At 34.4% G+C, this 12,411-nt stretch carries 11 protein-coding genes; 3 read left to right on the forward strand and 8 right to left on the reverse strand.

All coding sequences use genetic code 11. The features are described 5' to 3' along the window. Window positions 1-14 precede the first annotated feature (14 nt). Window positions 15-755 carry a lysophospholipid acyltransferase family protein gene (locus tag AC51AA_RS13055; RefSeq protein ID WP_500702673.1) on the reverse strand — a complete coding sequence of 247 codons (741 nt, stop codon included), beginning with the start codon at window positions 753-755 and terminating at the stop codon, window positions 15-17. Window positions 756-879: 124 nt separating this feature from the next. Here AC51AA_RS13055 and rnpA point away from each other — a divergent pair, with 124 nt between their 5' ends. The 3 genes from rnpA (at window position 880) to AC51AA_RS13070 (ending at window position 3,843) form a co-directional block, all read left to right on the forward strand. Continuing rightward, on the forward strand, window positions 880-1,296 hold the full coding sequence (gene rnpA / locus AC51AA_RS13060) for a ribonuclease P protein component (protein ID WP_500702674.1): 417 nt from the start codon (window positions 880-882) through the stop codon (window positions 1,294-1,296). Between the two features lie 103 nt (window positions 1,297-1,399). Further along, window positions 1,400-3,037 carry a S41 family peptidase gene (locus AC51AA_RS13065; RefSeq protein WP_500702675.1) on the forward strand — a complete coding sequence of 546 codons (1,638 nt, stop codon included), beginning with the start codon at window positions 1,400-1,402 and terminating at the stop codon, window positions 3,035-3,037. 2 nt (window positions 3,038-3,039) lie between these two features. Next, complete coding sequence (locus tag AC51AA_RS13070) at window positions 3,040-3,843, forward strand: OmpA family protein (RefSeq protein WP_500702676.1); 804 nt, start codon at window positions 3,040-3,042, stop codon at window positions 3,841-3,843. A 7-nt stretch (window positions 3,844-3,850) separates the two neighbouring features. Here AC51AA_RS13070 and AC51AA_RS13075 read toward each other — a convergent pair whose 3' ends face one another. From AC51AA_RS13075 to AC51AA_RS13105, 7 genes are all read right to left on the reverse strand, one after another. Beyond that, on the reverse strand, window positions 3,851-5,518 hold the full coding sequence (locus AC51AA_RS13075; protein WP_500702677.1) for a S41 family peptidase: 1,668 nt from the start codon (window positions 5,516-5,518) through the stop codon (window positions 3,851-3,853). Between the two features lie 222 nt (window positions 5,519-5,740). Beyond that, the gene (locus tag AC51AA_RS13080) at window positions 5,741-6,187 is read right to left on the reverse strand and encodes a GNAT family N-acetyltransferase (protein ID WP_500702678.1); all 447 of its coding nucleotides are present in this window, start codon (window positions 6,185-6,187) and stop codon (window positions 5,741-5,743) included. A gap of 176 nt (window positions 6,188-6,363) precedes the next feature. Continuing rightward, window positions 6,364-7,020: a DUF1579 domain-containing protein gene (locus AC51AA_RS13085; protein WP_500702679.1), complete on the reverse strand. Its 657-nt coding sequence runs from the start codon at window positions 7,018-7,020 to the stop codon at window positions 6,364-6,366. A 51-nt stretch (window positions 7,021-7,071) separates the two neighbouring features. Continuing rightward, entirely contained in the window at window positions 7,072-8,040 is a 969-nt protein-coding gene (locus AC51AA_RS13090) for a DUF4837 family protein (RefSeq protein ID WP_500702680.1), read from the reverse strand. Window positions 8,041-8,086: 46 nt separating this feature from the next. Continuing rightward, window positions 8,087-9,925 carry a lytic transglycosylase gene (locus tag AC51AA_RS13095; RefSeq protein WP_500702681.1) on the reverse strand — a complete coding sequence of 613 codons (1,839 nt, stop codon included), beginning with the start codon at window positions 9,923-9,925 and terminating at the stop codon, window positions 8,087-8,089. 111 nt (window positions 9,926-10,036) lie between these two features. Continuing rightward, window positions 10,037-11,224, reverse strand: coding sequence for a phosphoglycerate kinase (locus AC51AA_RS13100; protein WP_500702682.1), 1,188 nt, complete (start codon window positions 11,222-11,224; stop codon window positions 10,037-10,039). Between the two features lie 209 nt (window positions 11,225-11,433). Further along, entirely contained in the window at window positions 11,434-12,408 is a 975-nt protein-coding gene (locus AC51AA_RS13105) for a PorP/SprF family type IX secretion system membrane protein (protein WP_500702683.1), read from the reverse strand. Window positions 12,409-12,411 lie beyond the last annotated feature (3 nt).

Below are 12,411 nucleotides of genomic sequence, written 5' to 3' on the forward strand. Positions count from 1 at the left end.
TCAAAAACAAAAATCTATTTATACTCATTTACTCCTTCTATAACTGCTTTCTCTGTCATCGCCATTAAATCAGCAAAATTATAGTCTTTTACAGCCATCGCCTTATGAACGGTAAAGGTAAGGCGATTTCCTAAACCTACAGGGAAAAAACCAAATTTTACCATTTTCCAAGAATTGTTAATACTTACCGGTACTACATAGGCTGAAGGCGCGTACTTGCAGAGAATCTTCAAACCGCTTTGAGCAAATTCTTTAGGCACTCCTGTTTTACTACGTGTCCCTTCAGGGAAAATAACCGCCGATCTTGTATTTTTTTCGATATATTCAGACAAACCTTTAATTGCTGGGATGGCTTGTTTTGGGTCTTTACGGTCTATAAGCACTGAACCTCCATGACGTAAATTATAAGATACACTTGGTATTCCGCTACCTAACTCTTTCTTACTTACAAATTTACAATGAAAACGTCTAAAATACCAAATCATAGCGATAATATCGTACATACTTTGGTGATTAGAAACGAAAATCAACGGAACTCCTGTTGGAATGGTCTCTCTGTTTTCAATTTTATATGTTGTTCCTACTAGATTGGTACACTTTAAAAGAAAAAAATTCAAATAATCAACGCTTTTTTTATGCGCTTGATATCCAAAAACATTAAGACAAATCCATTGTATCGGATGAAAAACAAGCAAACACAAGCTAAAGCACAAATAGTATAGTACAGATATGGGATAAGAAATTATTTTTTGCATGCTTAAAAAATTAACGCCAAAAGTAATAAATAAATTTTTAAGGGTATAAAATTTAAAAACAATAACCGGTTTTATGGTTTAATTGTACCTTTGTCCATAAAATTGCAAATTTTTTCTGAATTAAATGAACTTTACCTACCCTAAAAACGAACGTTTAAAAAGTAAAACGATTATTGGATTACTATTCTCTGAGGGGAAATCAGTTTCTAAATATCCGTTGCGTTTAGTATACACTCCAGCGGAAATGGATTCAGCAGAAAAAATTAAAATGGGGGTTTCGGTTTCTAAGAAATACTTTAAAAAAGCTGTAGATCGCAATTACTTCAAACGTGTTTTACGAGAAACCTATCGACTGAACAAACATTTGTTACTCGATGCTATTGAACATCCCTATTCTTTGATGTTTTTTTACCAAACCAAAGACCGTTTAACGTACGAAGAAATCAATACCAAAACGATTCAATTATTTGAGAAATTTATCGCTCAAGTAAACAAAAGCAAAGATTCAGAAATCAAAACAGAATCAGAAAACCCTTTATAATCAATCCTTTTGATTCTCTCAATTGAGATTCAGCTCCCCGTATAACCGTTATTGACGATTTATTCTTATTTTAGTACCATATAATTTAAGCTAATTCACCGCCATGACTACTTTTCTCAAAAGAAAAATCATTATACCTATCGTCGCAGCAGGATTTTTATTTATTGGAACCAGTTTCAAAGATGATTTTTTTGAGATTGCCAAACAAATAGAAATCTTCACCACTTTATTCAAAGCGGTCAACACCAACTATGTCGACGAGACCAATCCTGGAGATTTGATGGATAAGGCCATTAAAAGCATGTTAGTTAGCTTGGATCCTTATACGGTCTACTTTAACGAACAGGATGTAGTCAATTTCAAAATCAACAATACGGGAGAATACACCGGTATAGGTGCTTTAATTACCAGAAAAAAAGACCGCTTAATTGTTCGTGAACCTTATAAAAATTATCCTGCCGATAAAGCTGGATTAAAAGCGGGTGATGAAATTATACAGATTGGCGATGTACTGATTGCTGATTTTAAAGACGATGCTTCCCAATTACTCAAGGGAACAAAAAACACTAAGATTGCTATAAAATACCTTCGCCAAAATAAGCCCTTTACAACTGAATTGATTTTAGACGAAGTGGATATTAAGTCGGTTCCTTTTTATGGAAAAGTAGACGATAAAACGGGTTATATAGTATTGGCCCATTTTAGCCGAAAAGCCGCAATCGAAGTAAAAGAAGCACTTGAAAAACTAAAAGCCGATGGAGCCACTCAAATTGTCCTTGATTTACGAGGGAATCCTGGAGGGCTTTTAAATGAAGCTGTAGATATATGTAATTTATTTGTGCCTAAAAACGAAACCATTGTTACCACTAAATCAAGAATTGAAAAACACAATAACACCTATAAAACGACAAAAGACCCCGTTGATACCGAAATACCTTTAGCCATTTTAGTCAATGGTAGAAGTGCTTCAGCATCTGAGATTGTGTCAGGGGCTTTACAAGACTTAGATCGTGCCGTTATTTTGGGAAGCCGTAGTTTTGGAAAAGGGCTGGTACAGCGTTCTGTGGATTTGACCTACGGAACACAGCTAAAAGTAACTATTTCTCGTTACTACACGCCTTCTGGTCGTTGTATTCAAGCACTAGATTATGCGCATAAAGATAAAAACGGACTAGCTCAGAAAACAGACGCTAAAAATTTCAATGCCTTTAAAACAAGAAAAGGACGAACCGTTTTTGATGGTGGTGGTGTATTACCCGACATCGAATTAGAAGAAACCAAAATGAATCCTATCACGAATGCCTTATTAAAGAATGACGGTATTTTTGATTATGCAACGATCTATTATTATAAAAACCCGGCCTTAGGGGATAAAATCCCAACGATTACCGATGCAGATTATACTAGTTTTAAACAATACTTAAAAGCCAATAAGATTAGTTTCGATACCGAAACTGAAATCGCATTAAAAAACACTTTAACGGCTGCCAAAAATGAAAAAATAGATGAAACTATTGCTCCTGAATACCAGCAATTATTGGCGGCTCTTGAAAAAAGTGAAAGCAGTTTATTGGATAAAAACCAAAAAGAAATTAAGAATTTAATTCAAGAAGAACTCATCAAAAGATACCAATACCAAGAAGGTCTCTATCAATTTTACCTTAAAAACAATTCCGAGATTAAAAAAGCCGTAGGTCTTTTAAACAATCAAGCCGAGTATAAAAGGATTTTAAAAATGTAAAAATGAAGATTTTCAGCCTTTTACTCTTTCTTCTTGTCTTTAATTTATCAGCACAAAACAAACCTGTTGAGACCGTGTATTTTGAATTTGACAAATATGATCTTACTCAGGAGCAAACCCAAGTGGTCACTAACTTTATAAAAACAATTGATACCTCAAAAGTAGAATCCATACAGATCTATGGCTATTGTGACGATCGTGGCAATGATCAATATAATTTTCGTCTGTCTAATAATCGCGCAAACACCATTCAGCAATTGTTAACCTCTTCCGGTTTTAAGCAAAGTAAAATTATCATTTTAGAAGGTAAAGGACGTATTGTCGTTCGACTAGACACTGTGGAAAACTTACACGAAACTCGATCTAAAAACCGACGTGTTGATCTTATTGTAGTCAAAAAAAATAGTTTTGGAAAAGGGATTCATAATTCATTCAAAGACAAGCTAAAGGTCGGGGACAAGATTTATTTGACCAACATTTTGTTTGAGCTTGGAAGCTCTAAATTAACCCAGGGTTCTAAAAATGAATTAGATAAAATCGCAGGGGTTTTACAAAATAAAAAAAGTCTTCAATTTGAAATAAAAGGGCATGTATGCTGTACACCCAAGCAATATACCGACGGAATCGATAAAGAAACGCAAGAAAGAAGACTATCTTGGAATCGTGCTAGAACGGTATTTAATTATTTATCGTCAAAGCAAATAGCAAAAAGCCGCATGACCTATGAGGGTTGCGGCAATAAATATCCTTTAGGAAAAGGTGATCTTTTAGATCGCCGTGTTGAGTTTGTGATTACTAAAATTTAAAGCATTTTTAAATACCCGGCTTGTTTAAAAACTCTTTAGCAGCCTCCAGTACTTCATCTTTCCCCTCTTGAATTCCTTTAATGGTTGGATGGACTTCAATATCCACCTTAACTCCTACACGCTGTGTTTGAGCTCTATTAGGATAAAATACTCCTATACCAGACATATAAAATGTAAAACCTGGAAAACCAACTTTTGAAACATTTCCATCTGCCGCTGCGGTCTGACTACCGATTGTTGTCACATTATCCCCACTTTGCAAAAGCATGGCGGACCATTCTGCCCTACTTTGAGTTTCCTCATTAACTAATACAACCACTTTTTTAGAATAATACTGATTTTTAAGAGGAGGAACAAAGATTGCTTTTTCCCAAACAAACTTTCCTGGATAAGTCAGATCAGGTTTTATCACCTTAGAAAATTCTTTCGCATTTTTAAATAATCTTTTAGCTAACGTATAGGGAATAAATTTGGGATAGTTCCTAAGGTCAATAATTAAAGCCTTTGTTGCATCTAATTTTTGCATCATTTCAGGCACCTCATCCATTTCTAGCTGAGCCATATTAACATAGCCAACGTTATCTTGATCAATACTAAACTTTTCCTTATTATAATTTTTATTTATTTTTAAATCGGCAGCTACATAACGTTTAATCATTTTAGTTAAAACAAGATTTCCCCTTCTAACTTTGACTTTTACTGAATCTGTTGTACCATTAAATATCAAATATTCATAGCCCTTAGCTTTAATTGCACGATTTGATCCACTAACGTACTTTGCTCTGTCTGACATTATTTGCAAAACATCTTTGTCCTCTACTTGTTCCACAATATCGCCCTTTCTGATATCATTTATTTTTGCAAGCGAATCATTATAAAAACCTACAATAACAGCTTTGTCTTCAATCACATTAATGAATGCTGGAATATATTTACGACCAAAAAACTCCAAATATTTATCTGAATAGGGCCACGCATGCGTATCATCCAACTTCACAACACTCTCTAACAAAGTCAATTGATATTCTGTTGCATTACTTGCCTTTTCAAATCGAGGGATCATTTCAAGCAACACCGCATCCCAATTTTGATCCGTGATGTATTTGTATGGAAAGAAGTATTCAATGGTATTCCAATAACGGAACAAACCTAATAATCTTTGTTTTATATCTGGATATTGAGAATCTACATATTCAGGTTCATTTGTCATTTCAATATTGCCAGCTGGACCTGCGGTAACATATTTACTTTTACCTTGAAATCTATTTTCTTCAATGAATTTAAGCTTTTGCGAAAGTTCTGCGGTAAAAACGTTGGAATCATTTAACCAGGACAGATCGAAGTTTTTATCAAAATATTCCTTTTTAGAAACTTCTTTACACGATTTACATTCTTTTACTGCGCCTAAATCAGCAATCCATTCCAAGTAGATCTTAGATAATTCTTCCTTATTTTGAGCTCCTTGTACCTTTGGGATCATTTGAAGCAATTGCTCATCCCAATTAAAATCACCTTTTGCTACATTGGGATGATAATATTTTAGAAACCCCCAGACTTTTGATAAACTAGCTAAATTTTCAACTCGTCTATTGTCTGTTTTTACAACTGAATTATTTTGAGCAAAACTCAAAAAACTACAAACACAAAAAACCATAATCCACTTTACTTTACTCATATAGCACTTTTTTATTAAGATTTTACTGAAACTAAATTAACAAAGCATCTATCAAATAATGTTATTATAATCATAAAACAAATGTTACTAAAATCATAAAAAGTACTGGAAATAAAAAACCTTCATCGGCTTATACAGCCAATGAAGGTTTTCCTATAAACTCAAATTGAACTTATGAAGTCCAAATCAATGTTTTTGGTCATTAGGTGATTTATTGATCTTTTAACCGCGAATCATCTCGATATGGGGAATATCATCTTCCAAATACATTTCACTGGTTTGCACAAATCCGTGGCTTTCGTAGAATTTCTTTAGATACAGTTGAGCCCCTATTGTTATTTTATCTTTTCCAAAATGCTTCTTAATACCCGCGATGGCTTCGCGCATCAAATCGTGTCCCCATTTTTTATCGCGATAATTAGCATCAACTACGACACGTCCAATTGAAGTATTATCGAAACTAATTCCTGCATCAAACAAACGTGAATACGCGACGATTTTACCATCGTATTCACCCATTAGATGCAAAGCAAGCTTATCTTTACCATCTGCATCTAAATAAACGCAATTTTGCTCCACTACAAAGATCTCACTTCTTACTTTGAGCACATCATATAACTCATGAACCGTTAGCGCCTCAAAAGGCTTTATTTTCCATTTTAATTCCATTACACTTTATTTATTGTTTTTAGTTGCTACCCCACTAAAAAAGCGATTTACAATTGCTACAGGTTTTCAAACCCCTACCGTATTGTTCTAAAAACAAAATTACACAAATAGTATCAAATAGAAATCCCGATCACAAATTGTGATCGGGATCTTACTTTATACTTTAAACCCAATTATTATTTCTTCCTCATGATGATTTCCATGCTTTTGTATTCTTTACCGTTTTTGGTATCGAACATTTCCATTTTTCTTGTTGTCGCATCAACAATGGTATAGGTTTCCCGATAAGGCGTTTTGTTCCCGTTAATTGGATTCACCATATCTCCTTTCAGCTCCATCGTTTTTGTTGCTTCATCGTATGTACCTACTGCGACCATCATACCTGTCCCCATATTATCAATAAAAGTAGTTGTATATTCCTTGCTGGCATTATTGTAAGCAAGGGTACTTTTCCCCTCGAAGGGTTGTCCCATCATGTTTCCTTGATAATTTGTTTCTTGGTAGCGTCCTCCTAATACCATCTTAGCATGCGCTATGGAAGTGGCTTTACTAGGTTTCCCATCAGGCTCTTCCCAAAAAGTCATATCACAAGCCCAGGTGCCCGTTTCGTCCGCCATCATTTTATGTGCAGCTCCTGGTGTAGCATAAGCTGTCCATGCTTTCATTTTGGCTACTGAATCGAGTGGCTCTTCTGCCATTGACTCTTCTGCCATTGATTCTTCTGTTTTAACACCATCTTTTACTTTACTGGCCTCCGTTTCTGTATTTACTTCTTTTTTACAAGAAGATAAACCTATAACCAGCATTGGTAATATCATACATAATTTTTTCATAATATATTGATTTAATGTTTGTTAAAACAAAAGTATGAAAAATATACTACATTATCTTTTATCGATTTTGACCGATTTGATGATCGCTTCTAAATACAACATGAGATCCCTTTCTTCATTAGAAGGCGAATAACAAAATCCTTCGATCACTAAAATCCGATTATAAGCTTCGTCTATAATGGCATAATTAATAAAGGGCCCTGCCATAAAATCATTCTTTAGCTCCCAGGCTCCTTTAGTCTCATACGCTTTTTTACCATCCAACTCTATACTAGAAAAATAAGGAGCATAGGCTTCACCAGTGATCATTCGCGTTTTAGGTTCTCGGCCTTTGATATAATAACCAACAGAATCGCGCATTCGCACAATGTTTTCAACCACATCTAATTTGTCTTTGAAACTGTGTAGGGGAATCTGATAGATCAATAAACTAGTATTGCCACTGACAATCTCTTTTTTCAACCAAATGAAATTCCTTTTATGCAATACGTATTCGTAGCCTGTCGGAATTTGTAAATCGATATGAAATTTGTTTTTGATTATCGTCGGACTAAGGAGCGATTTTCGATTGTCCTGTTGGACTTTTTGTATTTCGGCCTCGTGAATTATTTTGATGATTTGTGCTGCATTCATTTCGATGCTACACAATATATCATCAACAGATTTTCCATAGATGCGAAAAGTGTTATAAGGCAAGGATTTACTCCGTATGATTTCAAATTTATCCGTATTGGCTTTTTTGACCACGATAATACTTCGACTATCGGTCACAAAACCTTCCAATAACTTAGCAGGATATTGATTGATCGTAAACAACGGTTCTTCCTGAGTAAGACCTAAAACCGGTGAGGCGAATTTATTTCGAATGGTATCCCCTACTTCTCCATACCACAATTGATCATCAATAATCACAGAGATCGTATTGGTTTTACCTGATACGGGTTTAAGTTGCTTTTCATTTTTAAAGCAGGAAACCAACAAAAACGGAAGTAGTACTAATAAAAAATGGGTTTTATTCATTTTCTTAATTTATGAAATAAAACCCAAATTTAAATAAGATTTTTTATTATCCGTTTATTTTAAGTTTCATTCCAGGTTGTAATTCATCGCTTTTTTTAATGCCATTCCATTTTTTAATATCCGAAATCGTAACTCCTGGATATTTTTTAGAAATGCTATATAACGAATCTCCTTTTTTTACGTAATAATCTTCTCCAAGATTCTTAGTTGAAGTAGCTCTTTTTTTGAATGAATCAATCGAAGAGTTTGAAGCTATAGCAGTTGTTACTGCACTTTCTTCCACAATTTCAGGAACCATTTTAGAAACTACAATTGTTTTCCCTAAACCGATATTATTTGAAGTTAGACTATTAAGTTCTTTTAACTCCGCAATAGTCATACCGAATTTCTTAGCAATGCTACCTAAATTATCACCATTAGCCACAATATACTCTTGGGACTGCGTATTATTTTTATCGTCAGCAGCTGCAATGGCTTCTTCCGATTTTTTCTCTACAGCAAGTGTAGATTTTATTTCTCTGATGTTTTTACCCACTGGATCCGCATCTGATTTAATCTTTAACGTTCTTCCCAAGGCAACTGAATTTGATCTCAGATTATTCCATTTCTTCAGATCCACAATATTTACATTGTATTTAGAAGCAATAGCACCAAGATTATCTCCTCTTCTCACTTTATAGAATTGAAGATCTTTAGCTACATCATTATTTTCTCTAATAGGTCTAGCTTTAGGTGCTACTTTTAGGGCTAATTGGGTTGGAAGATTACGAACGCCAGAATCACGTTTAACGTAAGCATAAATCTTATCTTCATTAGAAACAAAAGTAGACACTTTATCTTTTGGCAAACGCACAAAATGCTGCTCCCCTTGATAATGAGGCACTACATTTAATTTATAAGAAGGATTTAAAAGTTTTATTTGAGATTGCGGCATGTCTAACAAATCAGCTATTTGTTTAAACGACATTTGATCCTTGACACGAATGGTATCCGTTTCAAAATTTTTAACCACCGCTCTTTCTGGATTGATTCCATGTTCTTTATGAAATTCAAAAAGATACATCGTTGCTATGAAAGCAGGAACATAACCTTGCGTTTCTTTTGGAAGAAAACTACGGATATCCCAATATTTGGTTTTTCCACCAGAACGACGAATGGCTTTAGTAACATTTCCAGGTCCTGAATTATAAGAGGCTAAAACAAGCTCCCAATCTCCAAAAATCTTAAACATCTTGGTCATGTATTCGGAGGCTGCAGCAGTAGCTTTAAGAGGATCGCTACGTTCATCTATATACGAATCGATTTTAAGATCGTATTGTTTCCCAGTACCGTACATAAACTGCCAAAGTCCTGTGGCGCCCATTTTAGAAACTGCTTTAGGATTTAAAGCAGATTCTACAACGGCTAAATATTTAATTTCTAAAGGCACATTTTGCTTGGCAAAAGCATCTTCAAAAATTGGAAAATAGTATTCTGATAAAGCCATTAATCGAGAAAACGATTTTTTACGATTCTTAAGAAATGACTTTATTATATTCTCTAAACCTTGATTGTATTCAATATCAAAAGGCGATTTCTCATTCATTGCCTGAAGACGCTGCTTTAACAAATCGGTAGGCAACTCTTCATCCACGGTAATGTCCGTATTGATGGTTTGAATGTCCTTTGTTAAATCATCGTATATATCTAAACTTGTTAATTCGTTCATCCAAAGACTATCCACTCGAGTGGCTAATTCATCTTTCACGAATGAACTCTTAATTGAATCCAGATAGGTAACTTTTGTTTCAGCTTTCATTACAACATCCGTATTGGCACTTTCTTGTGCAAACATCGACATGGAAAATAAAACAGAAACCGCTAAGGAGATTTTTTTTACAATCATATAACATTTTTTTTTAAAGCCCTACAATTCAAACAATTATAAAACTCTATTTTTGCAAACTTAAACAGATTACCGATGAAAAGTATGCAAAAAAATGTTAATTGTGAAAATTTAGTCTAAAATCGCGGCGATTCCAGGTAAAACTCTTCCCTCTAACATTTCAAGCATTGCACCTCCACCAGTAGATACATAACTCATTTTATCTTCGAAACCAAACTGTTTTACTGCAGCAACAGAATCACCTCCACCTACAAGTGAAAATGCACCATTTGCTGTAGAAGCAGCAATAGAATTACCTAAAGCAATTGTTCCTTTTGCAAAAGTTTCCATTTCAAAAACACCTAATGGACCATTCCATAAGATCGTTTTAGACTCCATAATTACCTTGTCAAAATTCGCTATTGATTTAGGACCAGCATCAAGACCTTCCCATCCATCAGGAATTGCCATTACATCTACAATTTGAGTATTGGCTGTATTAGAAAAATCGTCAGCAGCAACTACATCTACTGGAATATGAATTTGTACTCCTTTTTCTTTGGCTAATCTCAAAATTTCAAGTGCCAATTCTAATTTATCATCTTCACAAATAGAATTACCCACTTTACCACCTTGCGCTTTGATGAAAGTAAAAGTCATACCACCTCCAATGATCATATGATCTACTTTATCCAAAATATTTTCGATTACTGTAATTTTAGACGATACTTTAGATCCTCCAAGAACAGCAGTAACTGGTTTTTCGCTATTTTTAAGTACTTTATTTAAACTTTCTATTTCTTTAGCCAAAAGTGTTCCAAAACATTTTTCAGTAGGGAAAAATTGCGCTATAATAGTCGTTGATGCGTGAGCTCTGTGAGCAGTACCAAAAGCATCATTTACGTAAATATCTCCAAGAGACGCTAATTCTTTTGCAAAAGCAACATCACCAGCTTCTTCTTCAGCATGAAAACGTAAATTTTCAAGTAATAAAACTTCTCCTGCTTTAAGTTCTTTAGCAGCGCTTTGGGCTACTTCTCCAACACAGTTAGAAGCAAATTGAACTGGCACTCCTAAAACATCAGAAGCTTTCTTCACGATATGTTTCAATGAATATTTTTCTTCAACCCCTTTTGGTCTTCCTAAATGCGACATTAAAATAACACTTCCCCCTTGTGCTAAAATAGCATCAATTGTTGGTTTAGCAGCTTCAATACGTGTAGCATCTGTTACATTGAAATTTTCATCTAAAGGCACATTAAAGTCAACACGAATAATGGCTTTTTTATTTTTAAAATCGAAATCGTTTAAAGTTTTCATTGGATCTGTTTTTAATTTTTTTTGAAAGAAAAACAAATATAGAACTTTTAGAGTAGTAATAAATTTGAAAAATCTAAAAATAACCGCACTAAAACCACGAAAACGTTGTAAACCTTAAAAAAAAACAAATTAACTCTTAAAAAACATAAAAATGCTTATCCTATCTTCTCAGAGCAAAGCTGTCTTGTTATGGTAAACCTTACACTACCTTAATCGTGAACCGGACCTTGTGTACAAGGACAATTACTAATCGATTGTAAGAAATCAAATCCTATGGTTACTACGTGAGTACCGGTATTGTAAGCGCCTAAATTGTTGAACATAATTTGATACGAATACCCGAAGTAAAACTTCGATTTCATAAAACCTGCCATAGGTCCAACAGACAAAGGTTTTGGAAATTGATCGTTCAAGAAACGGTACGATACACCCACCCAGTAATAATCTTCATAACGATTGTAACGTCTGTACTTGAAGTTAAAATCGGTAGTAGAACGTTTATCACTAGCAAAATATTGGTAATACAATGACGGTTCGTACTCGATACGTCTGTTCTCTCTATCTTTAAAAACAAAACCCGTATACACTTGGTAATTCGAAAGCAAATTAGGCTCTACACCACGGTATTTACTGGTGTTTTTCTTTAAAATGTTATTGGCATTAACACTCAGGTAAAATCCTTTGTTACGATACAACGCACTAATATCGAAGTTATTGTTCGTTGTGTAGCGATTATCCGTCACAGAAGGATCTAAAACAGGATGTTCAATGGTGTTATTAAACTCATCAATATCAATTCGAAAACTATTGAAATTATAAGAAAGTCCTAAAGACAAATACTGTTCCGTATAATAATCTAGGATCAAGTGATGCGCAAAGGAAACCTTAGCACCAGTTTGTCTGGTATAACCATTTTTATCATTGTACGCAGAAATACCCACACCAGAACGATCTAAAAGTCTGAAATCAGCATAAAGCGATTGATTCTCTGGAGCATCTTTAATACCAACCCATTGGGTAAGTCCATTGGCTCTAATTCTAAGATTATCACCAATACCCGCATAAGCCGGAGAAATCACAAAGGGGTTATCAGCTAAATACTGCGTAAATACAGGTAGGTTTAACTCTTGGCTGTAACTTGTTGTTACAGCCATGAGTACTAAGGAAAGCATTAATTTTTTCATTGT

The sequence above is a fragment of the Flavobacterium sp. OHVDL-2026-0007 genome (assembly GCF_059882335.1).